Raw genomic sequence first — 20,218 nt, 5'->3', positions numbered from 1 at the left:
GCACCTACTCCGGAAAATGACTGACGATGACGAAGCCGACCGTACCGGTCAGGATCACCGCGAAGGAATAGCTGAAGAGATCGATCGAGAAGGGCTGCATCAGCATGAAGATGCCCAGCGCAATCAGGAAGGTCGCAAAGTTCTCCCAGGGTCCGCGCCGGAAGAAGCGGCTTAGCCCCGAGGGTCCGTTTCGATGTTCGCTCTGCAGGCTCATTTGCGCACCGCTCCAAAGGTGATGCCCCGCAAAAGCTGATTGCGCAGGAGCACGGTGAAAAAGACGATCGGCAGGAGAAAGAGCGTCGTTCCGGCAGCGACGGCGGGCCAGTCCAGGCCGCCCTCGCCAATGATGATCGGAATAAAGGGTGGTGCGGTCTGCGCGTTGCCGCTGGTCAGCAGCAGGGCGAAGGCATATTCGTTCCAGGCAAAGATCAGGCAGAAAATCGCCGTCGCCGCGATGCCCGAACGCGCTTGGGGCAGCACCACTTTCCAGAAGGCCTGCAGCCGCGTGTAACCGTCCACCACCGCGGCCTCCTCGTATTCGCGCGGGATCTCATCCATGAAACCCTTCAGCAGCCAGACCGAGAGCGAAACGTTCACGGCGGTGTAGAGCAGGATCATACCCAACGCTGTATCCGACAGCCCAAGCGTCCGGTACATCAGGTAGATCGGGATCGCGACCGCAATCGGGGGCATCATGCGCGTCGAGAGAATGAAAAACAGCAGGTCGTCCTTCAGCGGCACCTTGAAGCGCGAGAAACCGTAGGCCGCCAGCGTACCGAGGAAGACCGCCAGGAAGGTCGAGCCGAAACCGATCACCACCGAATTGAAGTAGCGGTCGAGAAAGCGCGACGGTCCGACGATGACCATGTTCCGCTTACGCACGATCTCGTCGTACCAGGTTTCTGCCGGTCCCAGATTTTCGATGTATTCGGCGGTCTGGCGCGAGCGAGTAGTGAAGAGGTTCACGTAACCTTCCATGCTCGGCTCGAAGATCACCTTCGGCGGATAGGAAATGGAATCCGGTGGCGACTTCAAACTGGTCGCCAAGATCCAGACCAGTGGAATTAGGGTAATGAGCGCATAAGCGACCACTACCAGTCCCGCAAACCACTTACCGCGCGCAGAAGTCTCGACCACCGAGTGGGCCCGGGTCGTCGCAGAGCTTGTGGTTGCAGCACTCATTGCTTCACCTTATTCAGGGCTTTGACATAGATGTTGCCAAGCCCGAAGACCGTGACGAAGAGGATCACCGCGAAGGCAGAGGAGTAGCCGGTCCGCCACTTCTCAAAGGCCTCGCGCTTAAGATTTATCGAGGCAACCTCTGTGGTCGACCCCGGCCCGCCGGAAGTTAGCTCGACCACCATGTCGAACATCTTGAAATTCTCGATTCCGCGGAACAGCACCGCCAGCATAAGGAAAGGCATGATCCGGGGCAGCGTGATGTACCAGAACTTCTGCCAGGTGTTGGCGCGGTCGATTTCCGCGGCTTCGTAGAGATATTCCGGGATCGAGCGTAGACCCGCCAGACAGAGCAGCATGATGTAGGGCGTCCACATCCAAGTATCGACGATGATGATCGACCAGGGTGCTAAATCGACCGACCCGATCATATCGACGGGCCCCACCGCGACGAAGAGATTGATGATGTAGCTAAAGATGCCGGTTTGCGGCTGATAGAGATAGGTCCAGAACGTCCCCACCACCGCCGGCGACAGCATCATCGGGATCAGAATTACTGTTGTCCAGAAGCTCGCGCCCTTAAAATTGCGGTTGATCAGCAACGCCAGACTCAAGCCGATGAACACCTGTATCACCATCGTCCAGACTACGAAGTGCGCTGTCGCCTGGAGGTAGCCCCAGATATCCTCGTTGCCCAGCAGCCTCTCGTAGTTGCGCGTCCCGACCCAGTCGATCGCCCGCCCCGGCCGGTTGGCCCGGTAGTTGGTGAAGGAAAGATAGACCGTCCAGATCAGCGGAAAGATATTGATCGCCAGCAGAAGCAGGATCGTCGGCGAGATGAAGAGCCAGGCAATTGCGGTATCGGAAAGCCCGCGCACCCGCTGCACGACAGCGCCGGGTGTGGCTCTTGCCACTCGATCCGTGAGGCTGTCTGCCGAACGACCACTGGGTTGATCCGTCATGAGACGCTTCCAGAAGATATAGGGGTTCCCTGGGCCGGCCGGGGTCTTTGCCCGGCCGGCCTATCATAGCATTTAGCTGGAACGGTAGAGCTAGAGCTTACCGTCGTCTTCGAAGACTTCGGTCCAATCGACGACCAGCTTGTCGAGTGCTTCCTTCGCAGTCCCCTTGTCGGCAACCACGTAGTCATGCACCCGTTTCTGCATGGACTGCAGCAACTCGGCGTAGGTCGGCTCCTGCCAGAAATCCTTCACGCCGTCCATCGCCTTCAGGAAGTCTGCGGCGAAAGGTGCGGTGTTGGGGAAATTCGGATCGTTCAGCACATCCACGTGGCAGGAATAGCCGCCCAGGGACCACCACTTCTTCTGTACGTCGGACTTGGCGAACCACTTGATGTAATCCAGCGCCATATCCTTCTTGTCGGAGTAGGCCACCACTGAGATACCCTGCCCGCCGAGCGTCGAAGCTGCCACGTTCTGCGCGGGATTGACGAAGAAGCCTGACTTGTCACCGCCCACATCTTCGTCCTTGGCGATACCCGGGAAGAAGGCAAACCAGTTCATCTGCATGGCGACCTGGCCGGATTTATAGGCATCCAGGTTGGCAACCATGTAGGCATCCGAATGGCCCGGCGGGGTACAGCAGTCATAGAGCGACTTGTAGAACTCCAGTGCCTCGGCGGCTTCCGGTGAGTTTACATAGCCGGGCATGTCGTAGGGCTTGTCCGGGTTTTCGTACTGGAAGCCCCAGGAATACATCGCCGCGGTCACGCCCATGGTGATGCCTTCCGAACCACGCTCGGTATAAATCCCCAGGCCGTAGACCTTCTTGCCATCGATATCGCGGCCTTGGAAGAACTCGCCGATGTGCTTCACCTCGGTCCAGTTCTTCGGCACCTCGAGTTCATGACCGTACTTCGCCTTGAATTCTTCACGCAGTTCCGGACGGGCGAACCAGTCCTTGCGGTAAACCCAACCCAACGCATCGCCCATGGCCGGCAGCGCCCAATAGTTCGGCGTGCCCTTTGGCCAGGTCGAGTAGGCGTGAACGGTCGCCGGTGCGAAGTCATCCATGGAGATGCCTTCTTTTTCGAAGAAGTCGTTCAGCTTGATATAGTGGCCGTATGTTGCCGAACCGCCGATCCACTGGCTGTCGCCGATCAGCAGGTCGCAGAGCTTTCCGCCCGAGTTCAGTTCGTTGATGAAGCGGTCCGCAAAGTTGGTCCAGGGCACGAACTCGTAGTTCATTTCGATCCCAGACTCGGCAGTAAAGTCTTTCCCAAGCTGTGCCAGGGCATTCGCCGGATCCCAAGCAGCCCAACAGAGGGTCAATTCTTTATCCTGCGCCTGGACCTCCTGGGTACTCATTGCCGTCACAGCCGTCACGCTCAGCGCAGCGGCGGCCAAACAGGCTCCAAATATCCGCATCTTTTCCTCCCTTTGAGTCCGGCCGTTTTTCTCTGCGTAAGAGGAAATCCGGCCCGGCCTCTCGTTGATACTATCAGGGGGCAATTTTACTGAACTTGCGATGTCTCTTGCGTCGCACACCGACAGCCCCGTCTGCCGCATTCTTCACGTCGGCTGAAGAAACACTAAACTCTTCACTAAACTTTTGTCAAACATGTTTCGATTTTGCAGTGCAGCGTAAATGGCTGATTAGTTGCAATATTGCGTGGTTTTATGGTGAGTTTATTGAATGAGTATCACTAAACTTACTGTTCAGTACGCGAATCATCGAAATTTCATGACCGCCTTTGGTTTCGCACTTCATCAGAAAGTTTAGTTCGGCACATGACAACAGGCCGACTTGTTATCGGCTGTTTAAGTTCAGGCGTTTACTGTGCGGCGAAATTCGCCCATGGTTCCAAATCCAGATTCGTTTCCAAGGGACACCCCGGTATGACCACGATGCCCGTCACCCTCGACGATATCCAAGGCGCCTTTTCGCGCATCAAGGACAGGGTGCGGCGTACGCCACTGCTCAGAACCCGCTTCATTCAGAACGCGCCCTCGCAGAATCCACTGATGGTCAAGTTGGAGTGCCTGCAGGTCACTGGCTCCTTCAAGCCGCGCGGCGCCATGAACGCGGCCCTGCAACTGAGCGAAGACGATCTGAAGCGCGGTATCATCACCGCATCCGGCGGCAACCATGGCCTGGGCGTGGCCTACGCCGGCTGGTCCCTGGGCGCGCAAGCAGTCATTTACCTGCCGGCCTCTACCCCGGCGGCCAAAGCCGAAAAGCTGAAGGCGTGGGGTGCGGAGGTGGTGATTGAGGGCGCGGTCTATGACGATGCCAACGAAGCGGCCCTGGCCCGGGCGGAGCGCGACGGCCTGACCTACATCCACGCCTTCGCTGACCCCGCCGTCATCGCGGGACAAGGCACCATGGCCGTGGAAATGCTGAAACAGTCGCCCGGACTGGATGCGATTGTGGTTGCCATCGGCGGTGGCGGCCTTATCTCAGGCATTGCGACCGCGGCCAAAGCCCTTAAGCCGGAGATCAAGATCATCGGCGTCGAGGCCGAGGGTGCCCCGACCCTGAGCGAAAGCCTGCGCGCCGATGAGCTGGTGACCCTGCCCGAGATCACGACCAAAGCCGGCACCCTCGCCCCCCGCCGCTCGGCACAGCGCAATTTCGAGATCATCCGCGAGCATGTCGACGACATCGTCCTGGTCAATGACGAGGAAATGCGGACCGCAGCCCAATGGCTCTGGTTCGAGATGGGTCTGGGCGCCGAGCTCGCTGGCGCAGCCTCTCTCGCCGCTGTGCAGGCCGGCAAGCTGGCCGGAAGCAAGGTGGATCTGCCCGACGACGCACTGATCGCCACCATCGCCTGCGGCTCGGGCACCGACGGCATCGCTTTGCCAAACTGATCCATGCCCGACGCTCTCAGCGAAGTGGTCATTGAGCGTGTCCTGGAATTCGACGTCAAGACCACCGGTTCGTTGGAAGCCGCCTGCCGGTCGGCGGGGAAGAACTTCACCGAATTCGACCGTCTGCTCGTACTGGCAGACAGCGAAGACACCCGGCTTCAAACTGCCGCCACCTGGGTGGTCCGAAAACTCTTGGAATTAGGCGCGGAGCTGACATCCGCGCAGCTCGAAAGATTTGTCGAATCCGCCGCCGCACAAACCGCTTGGGAAGCGCGGCTTCACATCGCGCAGAGCATACAGTTCATCGGCGACGAAGACTTGGAAGTCCAAAAGCTCGCAAAGATTATCCAGCCCTGGTGCAACGCCAAACGCCCCTTCCTGCGCGCCTGGGCACTGGATGCGATCTGCCGCCTGGCGCAACGGGACCCCGGACTCAAACCGACTGCATCGGAACGCTTGGCAAGAGGTGCGGAAGATCCCGCCGCCTCGGTCCGCGCGCGGGTGCGTAATCTGCGCAAAACACTCGCGCTCTAGGGTCGATCGTCATGTAGAATTTGTAGCACGGCAGTTTCTCAGACGCCGGTCGGGAGGTCATCGCCGAGCGTGTCGGCGATGACCTTGGCAAGCGTCGCAACGGGCATCGCCGGTTCGCTTGTGGCTTCAAAAAGCAAAATCTCGATGTCGGGCAGCTGTGGAAACCCCTGATCTGCACCAAGGACCCTCAGGTCGTTCCCCAGCGAGCTGACGGGTACAATCGTGACGGCCAGTCCCGCGGCGACAGCGACATTCAGACCATCCCGGCTTTCACTGTTGTAGGCATGGCGCCAGCGAAGACCGCAGGCGTCAAGTGCTTTCAACGCGGCCTCCCTGTAATTGCAGCCCGGCCCGAAAATGGCGAGCGGCAGTGGGTCCACTTCGTCGGCAGAACCGCCCCGCGCTGCGGCCCAGACCAACGCTTCCCGCTTGACCAGTGTTCCCCCCGTCCGGCCTCCAGCCTGCGTAACGAGAGAGAGGTCGACTTCGCCCGCTTGCAGGGCGTCCAGGGACTCCCAGCTTCGATCACAGCGGATCTCAAGCTCCACCAGCGGGCAACTTTGCGCAAATCGGGAGAGAATCCTGGGCAAAAAACACATGGAGGTATCAGTGGCACTGAGTCGAACGCGGCCTTGCAGTGTGTTCTTGCCAAATGCCGCCAGAGTCTGGTCGTTCAGACGCAGCATCCGGTTTGCATAGCGGCGGAAGGCTTCACCATCGGCCGTCAGTTTCACCATGCGCTTTGACCGCTCAAAGAGCGTTGCACCGACGATCCGCTCCAGTCGTTTGACCTGCATGCTGACGGCGGACTGCGCGCAATTCAGGCTTTCGGCAGCACGGGTAAAATGTCTTGTTTCGGCAACAGCGACAAAGGATCTGAGAAGATCGATATCCAAATCACTTTTCATGATTTATCCATCAATAAATTAGATTAAAAAATCATAATAATTATCTTTATTGATTAAAAGATCTTTTTTACAGTCTTCCCCGGACACATCTTCTTCAAGCAATAGTCGGAGTTTTCAATTGTCACGACGTTTGTGGATCATCGTGCTCTGCGGCGGCGCAATCATGGCGCTCTCTCTCGGCTTCCGACATAGCCTGGGGCTGTTCCTGTCGCCGGTATCGGCCGATCTCGGAATCGGGCGGGGAAGCTTCGCCCTGGGAATGGGACTTATGAACCTTGTCTGGGGCGCGGCATCCCCTTTTGCAGGGGCTATTGCCGACCGTTACGGCGCAGGACGAGTCGCGGCGCTGGGCGGGATCTGTTATTCAGCCGGCCTCCTCGCCATGACTTTGAGCGGCCAGGGCGACCAGCTGCTTCTTGGCGGCGCATTGATCGGCATAGGCCTGAGCGGCGCCGGTTTTTCCGTTGTTCTGGGCACAGTCGGCCGCGCCGCGCCGCCGGAGAGGCGCAGTACGGCCCTCGGCATCGCCTCCATGTGCGGATCGATCGGCCAGTTTGCCGCATTACCCTATACACATCTGATGATCGACGGCATCGGTTGGTACGCGGCTATCGTCGTTCTTGCCGGAACGGCCCTTTTGATCGTTCCTCTGTCTCTGGGACTAGCTGGCGCGCCGCCCGACACCCAGGCATCGGCCGACCAGACCCTGCGGCAGGCTTTCGATGAAGCCTGGGGCGACCGCAGCTTCTGGCTCTTGAACGCCGGCTTCTTCGTTTGCGGCTTTCATCTCGCCTTTGTCGCCGTCCACCTGCCCGCATATCTCGCGGACTTCGGATTCGAGCCCTGGCTGGCCGTAGCCGGACTTACAACAGTCGGTGTCTTCAACATCCTCGGCAGCTATGGCTGCGGTGTCCTGGGCGAGCGATACTCGAAAAAGAAACTTTTAAGTCTGCTTTATCTGGCCCGGGCGTTCATCTTCCTGGCGTTCTTAGTCGTCCCGATTTCCGAGACCAGCGTCATCGTCTTCAGCGCGGCCATCGGCCTCCTCTGGCTCGGCACCGTGCCGCTCACGAGCGGACTGGTCGCCCACATCTTCGGAACCACCTATATGTCGATGCTTTTCGGCATGGTGTTTTTGGGTCATCAATTCGGTGGCTTTCTAGGTGCCTGGCTCGCCGGATACATCTACGATTGGGTCGGCTCGTACGATTTTATCTGGTGGCTGAGCGTCGGCCTGGGCGTGGCGTCGGCTTTGCTTCACTGGCCGATCACCGAGCGGCCGGTTCCGCGCCTGATCACTTTGCCTGCAGCGCAATGACGGAGTCAAAACGGTGCTTTTTAGCGGGCATTGCCTGCGCGGCAGCAACACTGCTCGTTTTGAGCGCTGCCTATCTTTGGATAATGCGGGGGAATGCGATCCTGCTTGATTTTACTCTTGCGGGCTGCTTCTGAGAAAGTCCGCCGCAGCCTGTTCCTGTTCGCTTTGCAACGTAATCAAACGAAATCCGCGAAAATCGGGCGGGCACCAAGGAATGCATAGTTTAGAACCTGACCCTCGACGCAGGCCTGATCCTCAACCCAGTTAAAACGATCAGTCTCTACTTCCTATACATTTGGAGAGTGACTCAAATTGTCAGCTGTTCCCGTTAAGAGCGATCGCACTCTAGCCCGCGCTTAACTCCCTTATTCCTTTTCCCGCGCGTCCGAGGGGAGGCCGGTCGGCTTCATCCGGGTACTTCATCATTTGCTGCGCGTAGAAGTGCCATACTCCGCCGCAGTCCCTGAAACCAAAAACCGAAGCCTTGTTGCCGTCATATCTTAGCTTAAAGTCTTCGCCAACTTTCTCAGTAGCACTTTTCGCGCCCCTTGATACGGAGTACCGGCGTGTCCGCCTTGGATGTGGGCTGGCCTTCAAACCCGCCTTGGTTTCCATTCCATCTCGCTGCTTCGATCCGCCAGGAACGTCACCAGCCACATGAAGGACGGTAACTCTTGTCCGGCTATCGTTGTGATATCTGATCGTGAACCTGCAACCATCCAGCTGAGACGTTGAAAAAAACGGCGGACCGCTCCCATCCAAATGCGCTTTGGAGGTACCGCTTCGCATCCATGGCAAGTACCAAATCTCGTTTCCGTACTTGGCTTCTTTGCCGCCTGGGGCGCGCATTACAATTTTGTTTGGCTCTTGGAACTCAAAGCATACTTTTTGGCGACGGCATTCTTGCAGAACCATTTCGTCTCCGTCGAGACTGCCATCTATGTTGAAAAAATACGTTCTAAATGCTTTCTCAGTATCTTCAGAAAGTAGTTCCAGAAATTCAGCTATGCTCGCCATTGTCGCCTCCATAGTTTCTGTTTCTGAAAGGAACTTATTGCGCAGTGTCCCGCTCAAACCTGTGCCTGGCGAATTGATATCCAAACTGTTGCAGGCACATAGAAAGAGAAAGCAAGATTGCGGGAATCCACTTGTTTTCAGCAATCAAGAGTAGTACGAGCGCCCTCCACGGTCAATACGCGGAACCGCCCAGGGATTATCGGAAGCTCCGCACTAGGACGTCTTCGCCCGTTCCATCCGGAACTCAATATCACCCGCTTTGAGAACGCCATCTGTCATTGAGACATCGCGCAGATATTGGGGATGCTTGAACGTCACGCTGTCGCCAACGACTGCGTAGGAAAACTCACCCAAAAGCTGCATTTCATAGAGGCGTTTTGTCTCTTCCGTATCGAACAGTTCCGATTCTGCCGGCAGAGAACGAAAGATGCAGTCGCCGGTCTTGGCGTCTCCTGCCATAAGCAAAAAAGCCCAGATGTTTCCCTTCGGAATTCTGTATCGCATAAGTCATGTTGCCCCCAAGAGCGACCGCAGGTTTTGCCAGGCTTGCCGCTTGGATTTCTTCCTGACTCGGAACACCGCTGGCCCCTACAACAGGCGGACCATTTTCGGAACAGGATGAAAGAAATACGACCGTGATGACAAGAACAGTGAGCTGTTTGATGAATTGTATGGTGTTCCCCAGAGCTGTGATGCAGCGGCGATTTTCGAGTATCGCAGAAATTCTGAAAATTAAGTCAGGCTTCAATTTTTGCACAGTGCATCAACGCAGGTGGACAAAATCAAACCTGATTTGAGGCGCTTTCATTTGAGAACTTCACTCGCCAAACATCTTTGCTGATTGGGCGGTACGGATCTCGTTGCAAATACCTTCAAACAGCTCGAAATATTGCCGTTCAAGCTCACTGCGCGAGAGCTCGAATGCGGCGTGCGCCAAAGGCAGGCCGAGATCTTTTGACAATCCTTCGACTTCTTCCTGGAAAGGGGCATAAAGATCCGCCGCCGCCTCCAGATCGCCAGCATTCCTCATGCCGTAGTCGGCGACCCACAAGCAATAGATGAGCTGCTCGAGCGGCTGAAGAGCGGCCATTCCAACTTCGGCGCGCCTTTCAATGACCACATCACCGGCATCAATAATCCAAGTTTCGTTGTCGTCTTCCATGCTGCTTCAGCCAGTCCTGATACGTTATTCGGCGCTTTATCATATCTATCATCTTTGCATAGCTACCGGGGTTGAATTTGTGCAAGTTGCCGCAACAGAGCGTAGTGAAGTGGCGGCAAACTTGCGTAAAGTCGAACCTTGCACCGATCGCACACGGCGGAGTTTTGTTTAAATGCCACGAGATGTTGAGAATTGGCCCGAGCTGCATAGGTTCGTTACGGAGCTTGAAGATATCGCCCCCAATGCTGAACGGGCGCTTTTTTATCGAGAGGAAAATTCCCATCGCGGGATTGCTCGCTTCTCCTCCTTGCGAAAACTGAAGGCCAACATGGTGAACCAGGCTTTCTTCGAAGAAATCTGCGAATTGGGGAACCTGGAGTACCTCTCTATCGAGACGGTTACCGCTGAGAATCTGGCATCGCTCAAAAAGCTTCATGGACTGCGCGTTCTCCAGATTGACGGTCTCAGACGCGCAACGGATTTCCATCTTTTAGCGGAGCTCTCCGGTTTGACAGGTTTGTATGTCGTGAATGCAAAGCACCTTCAATCCCTCGACTTCCTCTCGAATGCCCATCACCTCCAGCGCATCGGTATTGAGGGCTCGATGTGGACAAAGCAAAAGATCGATTCCCTGGCGCCTCTGCGCGGACTAAAAGCCCTGGAGTCCCTCTTCATGACGTCTGTTCAATTGACAGATAAAGACCTGAGCTATCTGGCAGAATGCCCGCAACTGCTCGAATTGCACTGCGCCCGCTTCGCACCGAAAGCAAACTTCGAGCGGCTCCGTCGCTTGATGCCTGGTCTACAATGCCGGTGGAATGATGAATATGAGATCTGACGCGCCTATACGAACTAAGCGATAAGCTCAAAGCTGCCGACAGATTTTCTGGAATGCACTGCTCGCCCGGAAGCTTCTTTAGATCAAACAGGCAATCTCTGGGCTTATGACTGAAGCATCCCGTAGCTCCATTCTGAAACTCGCGCAGCAGATCCATCCGGAATACACCAACAACAAGCTCATTCGAGGCGGCGCGGGCGAATTCATCAGGCCTTTGCGAATGGGTCTCTATGTCTCCTACAATTACGTGAGACGATCGAGTCGAGGACCTTTCAAGGCAAATTATACCTACACCCATTGCTTCTGCCTGACGTTCTCACTGATCAGACCGAGACTTCTTCAGTACCCTTTGCACATGGGTTCACGTTTTAACGATAATCACACGCTGAAATTCCAGCTGAGAGCCCAAAACAAGCTGAGCAAAAACGTCTCCGACAATCACATGGGCCGCAAAGGCTGGGAAGACATGACCCTGCAGGCGATGACGCTCGCGGAAGAAGAGCTGCTGCCGGTTTATCTCGCTCAGCTAAAATCACAGCGGGACAGCCTGAAGATGATTGCCGAGTCGACCATGGCATTGCTCGCTGAAACGCAGGCCGAAGCTATCGATATCAGCGCACCGCCAGCAGATCTTGACGCCGTTCGCAATTTGGCGAAGGCAAGGGGACGTTACACCCCACACAATATTTCTGAGCACGATATCGAGGTTTATCATCTCTTCAACATTGCCAGTCAGCTCTTTGGCTTGGGGATCAGAATTTTGCTGAAGGAAGAGAAACGAATTGGTGAAAAGCTAGCTCGCCAACCCAACATGTGGCCGCCTGCGCTCTATACCGGTCCAAGCAGCAGCGCCGTCTTGGCCATCAAGTTTTTTGCGGAGTTCGAAAAAGACAGAACCGAGCTACCGGGTATAGCAAAGGCTATATCGCAATTGTATATGGGATCAGTTCCAAATCTGGGTATGGAGAGCTGGAGGACGCCGCATAAGACAATGTATGGTCCACCCCTTAAAACCAAGCCTTGTTCATTTCCTTAAGGAAAGTTTCGGTGATATCGAAGCCAGATGCATCGCCGATCACACTATCGATACTGCAGTGAGGACAAAGCGCAGTTTGTTCTGAAACAAGCCCAGATTTATCGGTCCACTCTTCGATTTCTTCAGGCTGAAAGATCCGCTTGCAATAAAAACAACCACACTGTTTGCTATCTTCAATTTCCTGGCGATGGCGGATCGACCTTTTGTGTGCGGCATGCAGCCAATGAGCTTCCGGCAGATCTGAAGCCTTTACCATTCGAATGATACTACCCTAGTTTATGGCCGTCACTCGAAATACGCTTTGAGTAGGGCAAGCTTACGCACTTCAACTCAATCCGCAACCACAAGAAACCGGCCTGAAGCATGTCCGAACAGCATCTGAAGGATCTGCGCAACGCGTTGGAGCGAGGCCATTGGCGCGTTGTCGAGGAGCTGCCGGGCGATGACTACCGTATTTGCGCAGTTTGGATTATCGCAAGACCCGACGGCTCAAATCGCCTCGCGTTGAATTTTGACGGGTTGGACGACCTGCGAAGGCTTCCGATAGAAGAGAGTTACGGCTGCGACTTGGCAGAGTCTTACAAGGTTTCCCTCTACTTCGCGCGCATATCACGATCCTGGAAACCCAGCCTCGCCGAGTTCATCAAACAACTAAACGCTTTCGCATCGAACAAACCTACCCCTTAACCCTAACCATCCCCGGATCATACAGCGGCTTCATCCCCACCGCGCACTTGACTCGCTCCGTCGCGACCTCCAGCTCGTACTCCCCCGAGAGCACAAATTTCCGGTCCACGCCCTCCGGATTCCGCACATAACCGTACCCAATCGAAACCCCCAACGTATGCCCGTAGCCCGCTGAGGTCAGCCAGCCGACGCGCTGGCCATCCCGGTAAATCGTCTCCCGCCCCAGCAGCACCACATCCGGGTCCTCGACAGTAAAACACGCCAGCATCTTCTTCACGCCGCCGCTGCGCTGCGCCTCCACCGCCGCGCGGCCCTTGAAGTCGATGTTCTTCTTCAGCTTCACCGCCCAGCCCAGACCCGCCTCGTCCGGCGTGTGGTCCGGGCCGATGTCGGAACCCCAGGCGCGGTAGCCTTTTTCCAGGCGCAGGCTTTCGATCGCGCGGTAGCCGGCGTCGCGCAGGCCGTCATCCGCGCCCGCTTCAATCAGCGCATCGTAAATCGCAGCAGCCTGACCTGTCGGCAGGTGGAGTTCCCAACCCAACTCACCCACGTAGGTGACGCGCAGCGCCCGCACAGGTGCACCCGAAATCTGGATCGTCTTCATGCGGCCGAAGGGGAAACCCGCGTTTGAGATGTCGTCGTCCGTCACGCGGCTCAGAATGTCCCGCGCCTTCGGCCCCATCAGGGACAGCACCGAGTTGTGGGCGGTCACGTCGAAGAGTTCCGCGTTGAGTCCTTCGGGAATGTTCCGCCGGATCCAGTCGAAGTCGTGAGTCGCGAAGCCGGTGCCGGTGACGATGTAATATTCGTCCTCAGCGACGCGGGCGACGGTCAGGTCGCACTCGATCCCGCCCTTGTCATTGAGCATCTGTGTATAAACCAGCGCCCCCACCGGCTTAGCCACGTCGTTGGCGGCGATCCAGCTCAGCGCGGCTTCGGCGTCCGGGCCTTTCAGCATGAACTTGGCGAAGGAAGTCTGGTCGAACAGCACCGCCCCCTCCCGCGCCGCCTTATGCTCCCGCGCCACCGCGCCGAACCAGTTCTGACGACCAAAGCTATAGATATCTTTTGGCGCCTCCCCGGCTACGGGGTCCGCGTACCAGTTGGGGCGCTCCCAGCCCAGCTTTTCGCCGAAGCAGGCGCCCTTGGCGGCCAGACGGTCATAAAGCGGCGACTTGCGGCAGGGCCGGCCGCTGGCGTGTTCCTCGTGCGGCCAGGCCATGGTGTAGTGCTTGCCATAGGCCTCCAGCGTGCGCGACCGCACCCAGTCGGTGTCGAAGTGCGGCTGCCCGAAGCGGCGGATGTCGGCGGCCCAGAGATCGAAGGGCGGCTCGCCCTTGTTCACCCACTCCGCCAGCGCCATGCCCGCGCCGCCGCCCGCCGCGATGCCGAAGGCATTAAAACCCGCGCCGACGTAGAAATTCCGCAGCTCCGGCGCTTCGCCCAGAATGAAATTTCCGTCCGGGGTGAAGCTCTCGGGGCCGTTGACCAGTTCCTTGATGCCCGCCGTCTCCAGCGCCGGCACCCGCCCGAGCGCCAGCTCCATCAGTTGCTCGAAGTGATCGTAGTCGGAGGTCAGCAGGCTGTAGTGAAAGTCCTCGGGAATACCGTCCTGCGCCCAGGGAATGCCGTTGGGCTCATAACCGCCCATCACCAACCCGCCGACCTCCTCCTTGTAGTAGGTCAGGCGGTCCGGGTCGCGCAGGGTCGGCAGATCGGACGGCACGCCCTCGATGGCTTCGGTGATCATGTACTGATGCTCGACCGAGACCAGCGGCACGTTGACCCCGACCGTGGCCGCGAAAGACCGCGTCCACTGCCCGGCGCAGCAGATTACCACCTCGCAGTCGATGCGCCCCTTATCGGTTTCTACACCCTTGATCCTGCCGTCCTCAACATCGACGGAGAGCACCTTGGTGTCCTCGAAGATGCTGGTGCCGGCCATGCGCGCGCCCTTCGCCAAAGCCTGGGTGATGTCGGAGGGGTTGGCCTGTCCGTCGGTCGGCAGGAAGGCCGCGCCGACCAGATCCTCGGTGGTCATCAAGGGCCAGAGCTCCTGCGCCTCCCTCGGCGTCAGCAGCTGCATATCCAGACCGAAGGAATGGGCAGTGGTGGCCTGGCGCTTGACCTCAGTCCAGCGTTCCTCGTTACAGGCCAGGCGCAGGCCGCCGTTCATCTTCCAGCCGGTCGCCAGCCCGGTCTCCTCCTCCAGCCGCTTGTAGAGCGCGACGGATTCCCCCAGCAACTGGGTGATGTTGGCGGAGGACCGCAGCTGCCCCACCAGCCCGGCGGCGTGGAAGGTGGTGCCCGAGGTCAGCTTCTTGCGCTCCAGCAGGACCACCTCACTCCAGCCCAGCTTGGCCAGGTGATAGGCGGTCGAACAGCCGACGATGCCGCCGCCGATGATGACTGCCTTGGCGCTGCCTGGAAAGGAACGCGAGTCAAAAGAACTCATGCTACTGCCTCATACCTCAGATATTTACAAAGTCTTCGAACGCCGCCTCGAACCGCGAAAGATTTTCGGCGGTATAGGCGGCGTAATCGAAGTCGAGTTCAGAATGGATTTCGGAGACCATGGACCACATGGTTTCGCGAAGGAGGGACGCGCACTTCATGGCCTGATAGCGCTGCCAGAGCTCGTCCTGCAGCGGCGTCTCGAAGTAGGTCTCCAGCAGCCAGCGCTCCTGCGCCTCGGACAAGCCGTTGTTGGAGGCCAGACCGCCCAGATCGAACAGGGGAGAATTGAAGCCCGCGTAGTCCCAGTCGATCAGCCACAGCCGCTCCCCGCCATCCGGTAGTTTCGCATCTAGCAGGTTCGACGGCAGCAGGTCGTTGTGCCCGAAGACCACGTCGATCCGTCCCACCGCCGCCTCGAGCCGGTCCGCGCGCACCATCAAATCGGAAAGCTTCACGACATGCGCCGAGCCGCCTTCCCTCAAAGCCGCCGCATAGTCGCGCAGCACATGGAAGACCCAGAACATCAGCGCCGGACCGCGCAGGTGTTCTGGAATTTGACGGTGACAGCGCCGGATCAGCGGCACGATCCGCTCCAGCATCGCCGGGTCGCGCACCGCCGCCTCGTCCAGGGGCGTCGAATCGATATAGTCGATCACCAGCACGCCCGGCTCGTGATGAACCACCGCCGGGGACAAGCCGGCGGCATGGGCGGCGCGGCTGGCCGACAGCTCGTTGAAGCGCATGACCTGGTGCACGATGATGTCGTCGCCGATGCGCACCACGTAGCGTTTGCCCGCGTCCTCGACGACGAAGTTGACGTTGGTGATGCCGCCCGCGAGAGGCTCCGGTGTGACCTGCCCTTTCCAAATCGGCAGATCGCGCGCGCGAACCAGAGCAGTGTTGTTTGCGTCCATGGGCGTCCTGTCTCCTCTCCTAGCCTTCCCAGGCCTCAAGCTTCCAAACCGAGCCGCGCACGGGCGTTGCGCGCGCTGGCCGCCAGAATGCGGTCGACAATGATGGCGATGGCCGCGACCGACAGCCCGGCGATGATGCCGCGCCCGCTGTCAGCCTTGGTCAACGCGATGTAGACCTCCTGTCCCAGGTCCCGGGTCCCGACGAGGGCCGTGATCACCAGCATGGAAAGCGCCAGCATGATGGTCTGGTTGAGACCCAGCAGGATCTCCGGCAGGGCCAGGGGCAGCTTGATCTTGCGCAGGAGCTGCCAGCGCGTGCAGCCCGCGACGATGCCCGCCTCGATCAGTTGCGGTTCGATACTGCGGATACCGTGGGCGGCGTAGCGCACCGCGGGCGCCAGCGCATAGAGCACCACCGCGATCATGGCCGAGAAATCACCGACCCGGAACAACATCACGACGGGGATGAGATAGACGAAGCTCGGCAGAGTCTGCAGGGTGTCGATGACCGCGGAAATAACCTTGTTGGCCCGGGCGTTCTCCGCGGCCAGGACGCCCAGGGGAATCCCGATGATCGAGGCCAGCAGGACCGACACCCCGCAGAGGTACAGCGTGATCATGGCCTTGGCCCAGAGGCCGTTGGCCGCTATGAAAAGCGCGAGCCCGCCAGCCAGCAGGGCCAGCCGCCAACCGCCGAACTTCCAGCCCGCCAGGGTCACTATGGCGATGCCCCAGGGCCAGGGAATGCCCAGCAGGAAGCGCTTCACCGGCAGCAGCAGCCAGGTGAGCATGAAAGTTTTCACGGCCTCGAACTGATCGAAGAAATTCACGTTGATGAACTCCACCAGATCCGCCCAGAAAGGACCGGTGGTCAGGGTCAGGCTGGCCGGGTAGCTCTGAAAAGCGGGCAGGACCAGACCGGCCAGCCCGGTGACGACCGCGACGGCAAGAACGGAGCTGGTCCAGGGGTGGCGTTTGACGAGGCTCTCGCCGCCGGCATCCTCACTGTGGACTTTCGCCGGACGGGCCGCGAAGGCCTGGCTCAGGCGGTCCAGCGCGATGGCCATGACCACAATGGCGATGCCCGCCTCCAGCCCGGCGCCGATATCCAGTCTCCGCAGTGAGGACAACACCTCGAAGCCCAGCCCGCCCGCGCCGATCATGGAGGCGATGATCACCATGTTGAGCGACAGCATGATCACCTGGTTGACCCCGACCATCAGGCCCGGCGCGGCGGAAGGCACCAGGACCTTCCACATCATCTGCCGCCGGGTGCAGCCGACCATGGTACCGAACTCGCGGATCTCGGTGGGCACGCCCCGCAGCGCCAGAGTGGTCACCCGCACCATCGGTGGCATGGCGTAGATGATGGTCGCCACGAGCGCCGCTACCGGCCCGAAGCCGAAGAGGAATAGGATCGGCACTAGATAGGCGAAGACCGGCACCGTCTGCATGAGGTCCAGGATCGGCCGCAGGATCTTGTCGAAGGCCGGCCAGCGGTAGGCGCCGATCCCGAGCAGCAGCCCGCCTGCCACGCCGATAGGCACGGAGATCAGAACCGAGGCCAGGGTGACCATGGCGCTGTCCCACTGACCGAAGATCGCGAGATAGAGAAAGCAGCCGCCGACCAGCGCCGCGAGGCTCCAGCTCTTTGCGGTATGGCCGATGGCGACGACTACGGCGATCACCGCGATCCAGCTCAGCGAGGGCGCGATCTGGCTGGCCTCGCTGCCCACACCGACGACGAAACCGTCTATCACCGCGGCGCGCACGAAGTCATAGGGCACCTCGATCACCCAGGCGATGCCGCGGGTGAAGTCCTTGAAGCTGAAGAGGCCGAAGCTGGCGTCCTCGACCAGCCACTTCATGGCGTCGCTGATATCGCGCTTCAGGGGCAGACGCCAGCCCGCCGGGTACTTGACGATCCAACGCGCCTCCAGCGCCTTGGAGAGATCGCGGCTGTAACTCGAAAGGACCCAGGTGACCGCGAAGAGCGCCCACCAGAGCGCCGGTCCCTTCCATAGATTTCTCTCACCCGGGCGGCTCATCAGTCCGCTCCCCGCCCGACCAGCACGTCGACCACCGCCCGCCGGTCGATGGTGCCGATGACCTCGCCGTCTTCCACCACGCGGAACGGGGCCGCCGCGGCTTCGATGGGATCGGCGATATCCTCGATACGGTCGCCGGCCCTGACCTCGCCCGCGCAGTTTTCCGGCGCCACGCTGCCGCTGTTCGCGATGGGCAGCATGACGCTGCGCGCGGTCAGGATTTTGGCGCGTGGAATATGGCGGGTGAATTCGGCGACATACTCCGTGGCCGGGTGCAGCACCAGCTCCTCTGGCGTCGCGGTCTGGATGATCTCGCCGTCCTGCATAATGGCGATGCGGTCGGCCAGCCGGATCGCTTCGTCGAAGTCGTGGGTGATGAAAACGATGGTCTTGTGCAACATCGACTGCAGCCGCAGGAACTCGTCCTGCATCTCGCGCCGGATCAGCGGATCGAGCGCCGAGAAGGGCTCGTCCAGAAACCAGAGGTCGGGCTCCACCGCCAGCGAACGCGCGATGCCGACCCGTTGCTGCTGGCCGCCTGACAGTTCGCGCGGGAAATAGCTCTCCCGCCCTTTCAGGCCGACCAGCTCGATCACCTCCCGCGCCCGCGTTTCGCGCTCGCCCTGAGCCGTGCCCTGAACCTCCAGCGGAAAGGCCACGTTCTGCAGAACGGTCAGATGGGGCAGCAACGCGAACTGCTGGAACACCATGCCCATCTTGCGGCGGCGCACCTCGATCAGCTCGCGCTCGGCCATGCTCAACAGGTCGCGGCCCTCGAACAGCACCTCGCCGGCGGTCGGTTCGATCAGGCGCGAAAGGCACCTCACGAGAGTCGATTTGCCCGAACCGGACAGCCCCATGATGACGAAGATCTCGCCCTCGTGGATTTCGACATCCGCCGCCCGCACCGCGCCGATCAGACCGGCATCGCGGATTTCTTCGCTGGTCGGGTTTTTTGCCTGATCGCTGTGACTTTTGTATGTCAGAAAGTTCTCGGCATCGGGTCCGTAGAGTTTCCAGACCGACCGACAGGCGAGCTTTACCGGCTTATCCATAGAGACCTCGTGACCCACCGAAAGGCTTGTTCAGCGGATCGAATTATACCCAAAGCGCACCCCGGAGTGCGGTCGTTCTCAACGAAGACGGTCAAGAACGCGAACCGCGCTCAACTTGATTGAATCAGCCTCTTGATTGCGTTGAACGGAAGGCAGGAGGTCCCGCCTTCCATTCACTCTCAGCAGAGCTAACTATTTGGAAATCCAGCCACTCCACCGCTTTTCATTGGCGGCGACCCACTCGGCGACGACGCCATCCAGATCCTTACCGTCCAGATCGACCTTGGTGACCATGGCGCCCATTTCGTCGTTCTCAATATGGAAAGCCTTGATGGCTTTATGCGCACCGGGCCACTTGTCCTTTACGCCGGACCAGGAAACTTTCCAGATCGGCCCGCGCGGCTTCCCGCAATCGTAAGCCAGGTCCGGGTTCTCACCAACCGAAGGATCGCTGTAGCACTCCGCGGAAAAGGCAGGAAACTCAACCCATTCGCCGTCATATTTAACCGGCGCCCAATGCGGTGCGTAGACCCACAGCAAAACCGGCGCCTTGCGCTGATAGGCGGATTCCAGTTCGGCAAACAACGCCGCGTCGGTGCCTGCGTGCACCACCTCGAAATCCATCTCCAGGGCCTCGACCCGCTCGTCGTCAAATCCACCCCAGGTCACGGGACCACCCAGATACCGGCCCTTCGGTGCGGTTTCCGGCGAGGCGAACTCTTCGGCGCAGTCGTTCAGGGCCTTCCAGTCCGGCAAACCAGGGCAAACCTCTTTCATGTACGAGGGATACCACCACTCCTCGATGGCCTGCATTCCGGTTTCACCAAGGTTTTCAACGGACCCGGTGGCGACGGCCTCATCCATCGCCTCGCGGCCGGTGGTTTCCCAGATCTCCATGGCGACATGCAGATCTCCGGTCTTCAGGCCAGCAAACTGGGCAATGTAGTCCGCCTGGACGTATTCGACGTTGTAGCCGCCCTTTTTCAGCACTTCGCCCATGATTTTGGTGGTCAGCAACTGACCGGTCCAGTCATGCAGGGTCAGCTTGATCGGATCCTGATTCTCCGCCGCCGTGGCCGCGGGCACAGCCGCACTCAGATAGGTGGCAGCCGAAAGGGCTGCAATCAGTGACAATCCTCGTTTCATCCTTGGAACTCCCCGTTTTTATGACGCGTTTGTGGCCGCATTTTTGCGGCACCGCCCCTTTTCATCGATCGCCGTCAAAGGCAGGT

The 20,218-nt window shown here is 59.0% G+C and carries 20 protein-coding genes; 6 read left to right on the top strand and 14 right to left on the bottom strand.

The window, feature by feature from the left end; all coding sequences use genetic code 11:
• Positions 1–4 precede the first annotated feature (4 nt).
• The 4 genes from QMZ18_RS05395 to QMZ18_RS05380 form a co-directional block, all read right to left on the bottom strand.
• The gene (locus QMZ18_RS05395; protein ID WP_282605199.1) at positions 5–214 is read right to left on the bottom strand and encodes a hypothetical protein; all 210 of its coding nucleotides are present in this window, start codon (positions 212–214) and stop codon (positions 5–7) included.
• Positions 211–1,182 carry a carbohydrate ABC transporter permease gene (locus QMZ18_RS05390; RefSeq protein ID WP_282605198.1) on the bottom strand — a complete coding sequence of 324 codons (972 nt, stop codon included), beginning with the start codon at positions 1,180–1,182 and terminating at the stop codon, positions 211–213. Before QMZ18_RS05390 ends, QMZ18_RS05395 begins: the two co-directional genes overlap by 4 nt.
• The gene (locus QMZ18_RS05385; protein ID WP_282605197.1) at positions 1,179–2,141 is read right to left on the bottom strand and encodes a carbohydrate ABC transporter permease; all 963 of its coding nucleotides are present in this window, start codon (positions 2,139–2,141) and stop codon (positions 1,179–1,181) included. The genes QMZ18_RS05390 and QMZ18_RS05385 overlap by 4 nt, the downstream gene beginning before the upstream one ends.
• 90 nt (positions 2,142–2,231) lie before the next feature.
• Complete coding sequence (locus tag QMZ18_RS05380) at positions 2,232–3,566, bottom strand: extracellular solute-binding protein (protein WP_322097134.1); 1,335 nt, start codon at positions 3,564–3,566, stop codon at positions 2,232–2,234.
• A 471-nt stretch (positions 3,567–4,037) separates the two neighbouring features.
• Between QMZ18_RS05380 and QMZ18_RS05375 the strand changes: the two genes are divergently transcribed.
• Both QMZ18_RS05375 and QMZ18_RS05370 read left to right on the top strand, forming a co-directional pair.
• Positions 4,038–5,012: a threonine/serine dehydratase gene (locus tag QMZ18_RS05375; protein ID WP_282605196.1), complete on the top strand. Its 975-nt coding sequence runs from the start codon at positions 4,038–4,040 to the stop codon at positions 5,010–5,012.
• A 3-nt stretch (positions 5,013–5,015) separates the two neighbouring features.
• The gene (locus QMZ18_RS05370; protein ID WP_282605195.1) at positions 5,016–5,546 is read left to right on the top strand and encodes a hypothetical protein; all 531 of its coding nucleotides are present in this window, start codon (positions 5,016–5,018) and stop codon (positions 5,544–5,546) included.
• Between the two features lie 38 nt (positions 5,547–5,584).
• Here QMZ18_RS05370 and QMZ18_RS05365 read toward each other — a convergent pair whose 3' ends face one another.
• A complete protein-coding gene (locus QMZ18_RS05365) occupies positions 5,585–6,454 on the bottom strand; it encodes a LysR family transcriptional regulator (RefSeq protein ID WP_282605194.1) in 870 nt (289 codons plus the stop codon).
• Between the two features lie 118 nt (positions 6,455–6,572).
• Here QMZ18_RS05365 and QMZ18_RS05360 point away from each other — a divergent pair, with 118 nt between their 5' ends.
• Positions 6,573–7,772 (top strand): MFS transporter, encoded by a 1,200-nt coding sequence (locus QMZ18_RS05360; protein ID WP_282605193.1) that lies wholly within the window; start codon positions 6,573–6,575, stop codon positions 7,770–7,772.
• Positions 7,773–8,117: 345 nt separating this feature from the next.
• Here the strand turns inward: QMZ18_RS05360 and QMZ18_RS05355 are convergent, their stop codons facing one another.
• The 3 genes from QMZ18_RS05355 to QMZ18_RS05345 all read right to left on the bottom strand — a co-directional run bounded on the left by QMZ18_RS05355 (position 8,118) and on the right by QMZ18_RS05345 (position 9,951).
• Positions 8,118–8,789: a hypothetical protein gene (locus tag QMZ18_RS05355; RefSeq protein WP_282605192.1), complete on the bottom strand. Its 672-nt coding sequence runs from the start codon at positions 8,787–8,789 to the stop codon at positions 8,118–8,120.
• Between the two features lie 213 nt (positions 8,790–9,002).
• Positions 9,003–9,293 carry a hypothetical protein gene (locus QMZ18_RS05350; RefSeq protein ID WP_282605191.1) on the bottom strand — a complete coding sequence of 97 codons (291 nt, stop codon included), beginning with the start codon at positions 9,291–9,293 and terminating at the stop codon, positions 9,003–9,005.
• A gap of 313 nt (positions 9,294–9,606) precedes the next feature.
• On the bottom strand, positions 9,607–9,951 hold the full coding sequence (locus tag QMZ18_RS05345; protein WP_282605190.1) for a hypothetical protein: 345 nt from the start codon (positions 9,949–9,951) through the stop codon (positions 9,607–9,609).
• Between the two features lie 172 nt (positions 9,952–10,123).
• Between QMZ18_RS05345 and QMZ18_RS05340 the strand changes: the two genes are divergently transcribed.
• Positions 10,124–10,789 carry a hypothetical protein gene (locus QMZ18_RS05340; protein WP_282605189.1) on the top strand — a complete coding sequence of 222 codons (666 nt, stop codon included), beginning with the start codon at positions 10,124–10,126 and terminating at the stop codon, positions 10,787–10,789.
• Between the two features lie 106 nt (positions 10,790–10,895).
• Positions 10,896–11,825 carry a hypothetical protein gene (locus tag QMZ18_RS05335; protein WP_282605188.1) on the top strand — a complete coding sequence of 310 codons (930 nt, stop codon included), beginning with the start codon at positions 10,896–10,898 and terminating at the stop codon, positions 11,823–11,825.
• Here QMZ18_RS05335 and QMZ18_RS05330 read toward each other — a convergent pair.
• On the bottom strand, positions 11,797–12,081 hold the full coding sequence (locus QMZ18_RS05330; protein ID WP_282605187.1) for a cytoplasmic protein: 285 nt from the start codon (positions 12,079–12,081) through the stop codon (positions 11,797–11,799). The genes QMZ18_RS05335 and QMZ18_RS05330 overlap by 29 nt on opposite strands.
• 107 nt (positions 12,082–12,188) lie before the next feature.
• On the opposite strand from QMZ18_RS05330, the gene QMZ18_RS05325 reads away from it, so the two are divergent.
• A complete protein-coding gene (locus QMZ18_RS05325; protein WP_282605186.1) occupies positions 12,189–12,512 on the top strand; it encodes a hypothetical protein in 324 nt (107 codons plus the stop codon).
• Here QMZ18_RS05325 and QMZ18_RS05320 read toward each other — a convergent pair.
• The 5 genes from QMZ18_RS05320 to QMZ18_RS05300 form a co-directional block, all read right to left on the bottom strand.
• Entirely contained in the window at positions 12,502–14,967 is a 2,466-nt protein-coding gene (locus QMZ18_RS05320) for an FAD-dependent oxidoreductase (RefSeq protein ID WP_282605185.1), read from the bottom strand. The genes QMZ18_RS05325 and QMZ18_RS05320 overlap by 11 nt on opposite strands.
• A 16-nt stretch (positions 14,968–14,983) precedes the next feature.
• The gene (locus QMZ18_RS05315; protein WP_282605184.1) at positions 14,984–15,883 is read right to left on the bottom strand and encodes a choline kinase family protein; all 900 of its coding nucleotides are present in this window, start codon (positions 15,881–15,883) and stop codon (positions 14,984–14,986) included.
• A 35-nt stretch (positions 15,884–15,918) separates the two neighbouring features.
• Complete coding sequence (locus QMZ18_RS05310; RefSeq protein WP_282605183.1) at positions 15,919–17,931, bottom strand: proline/glycine betaine ABC transporter permease; 2,013 nt, start codon at positions 17,929–17,931, stop codon at positions 15,919–15,921.
• A complete protein-coding gene (locus QMZ18_RS05305; protein ID WP_282605182.1) occupies positions 17,931–18,986 on the bottom strand; it encodes a glycine betaine/L-proline ABC transporter ATP-binding protein in 1,056 nt (351 codons plus the stop codon). Before QMZ18_RS05305 ends, QMZ18_RS05310 begins: the two co-directional genes overlap by 1 nt.
• Before the next feature lie 192 nt (positions 18,987–19,178).
• Positions 19,179–20,132: an ABC transporter substrate-binding protein gene (locus tag QMZ18_RS05300; protein WP_282605181.1), complete on the bottom strand. Its 954-nt coding sequence runs from the start codon at positions 20,130–20,132 to the stop codon at positions 19,179–19,181.
• Positions 20,133–20,218 lie beyond the last annotated feature (86 nt).

This window comes from Pelagibius sp. Alg239-R121 (assembly GCF_947331435.1).
In the GTDB taxonomy this organism is placed as follows: Bacteria; Pseudomonadota; Alphaproteobacteria; order Kiloniellales; family Kiloniellaceae; genus Denitrobaculum.
This window is presented reverse-complemented; position numbering and strand designations above follow the sequence as displayed.

Bases quoted from the DNA above. Each gene is read 5' to 3' on its own strand.
- QMZ18_RS05305 (WP_282605182.1), bottom strand. From the start codon at position 18,986: ATGGATAAGCCGGTAAAGCTCGCCTGTCGGTCGGTCTGGAAACTCTAC.
- QMZ18_RS05370 (WP_282605195.1), top strand. From the start codon at position 5,016: ATGCCCGACGCTCTCAGCGAAGTGGTCATTGAGCGTGTCCTGGAATTC.
- QMZ18_RS05365 (WP_282605194.1), bottom strand. From the start codon at position 6,454: ATGAAAAGTGATTTGGATATCGATCTTCTCAGATCCTTTGTCGCTGTT.
- QMZ18_RS05320 (WP_282605185.1), bottom strand. From the start codon at position 14,967: ATGAGTTCTTTTGACTCGCGTTCCTTTCCAGGCAGCGCCAAGGCAGTC.
- QMZ18_RS05390 (WP_282605198.1), bottom strand. From the start codon at position 1,182: ATGAGTGCTGCAACCACAAGCTCTGCGACGACCCGGGCCCACTCGGTG.
- QMZ18_RS05325 (WP_282605186.1), top strand. From the start codon at position 12,189: ATGTCCGAACAGCATCTGAAGGATCTGCGCAACGCGTTGGAGCGAGGC.
- QMZ18_RS05350 (WP_282605191.1), bottom strand. From the start codon at position 9,293: ATGCGATACAGAATTCCGAAGGGAAACATCTGGGCTTTTTTGCTTATG.
- QMZ18_RS05315 (WP_282605184.1), bottom strand. From the start codon at position 15,883: ATGGACGCAAACAACACTGCTCTGGTTCGCGCGCGCGATCTGCCGATT.
- QMZ18_RS05355 (WP_282605192.1), bottom strand. From the start codon at position 8,789: ATGGCGAGCATAGCTGAATTTCTGGAACTACTTTCTGAAGATACTGAG.
- QMZ18_RS05340 (WP_282605189.1), top strand. From the start codon at position 10,124: ATGCCACGAGATGTTGAGAATTGGCCCGAGCTGCATAGGTTCGTTACG.
- QMZ18_RS05395 (WP_282605199.1), bottom strand. From the start codon at position 214: ATGAGCCTGCAGAGCGAACATCGAAACGGACCCTCGGGGCTAAGCCGC.
- QMZ18_RS05310 (WP_282605183.1), bottom strand. From the start codon at position 17,931: ATGAGCCGCCCGGGTGAGAGAAATCTATGGAAGGGACCGGCGCTCTGG.
- QMZ18_RS05300 (WP_282605181.1), bottom strand. From the start codon at position 20,132: ATGAAACGAGGATTGTCACTGATTGCAGCCCTTTCGGCTGCCACCTAT.
- QMZ18_RS05385 (WP_282605197.1), bottom strand. From the start codon at position 2,141: ATGACGGATCAACCCAGTGGTCGTTCGGCAGACAGCCTCACGGATCGA.
- QMZ18_RS05345 (WP_282605190.1), bottom strand. From the start codon at position 9,951: ATGGAAGACGACAACGAAACTTGGATTATTGATGCCGGTGATGTGGTC.
- QMZ18_RS05330 (WP_282605187.1), bottom strand. From the start codon at position 12,081: ATGGTAAAGGCTTCAGATCTGCCGGAAGCTCATTGGCTGCATGCCGCA.
- QMZ18_RS05380 (WP_322097134.1), bottom strand. From the start codon at position 3,566: ATGCGGATATTTGGAGCCTGTTTGGCCGCCGCTGCGCTGAGCGTGACG.
- QMZ18_RS05375 (WP_282605196.1), top strand. From the start codon at position 4,038: ATGACCACGATGCCCGTCACCCTCGACGATATCCAAGGCGCCTTTTCG.
- QMZ18_RS05335 (WP_282605188.1), top strand. From the start codon at position 10,896: ATGACTGAAGCATCCCGTAGCTCCATTCTGAAACTCGCGCAGCAGATC.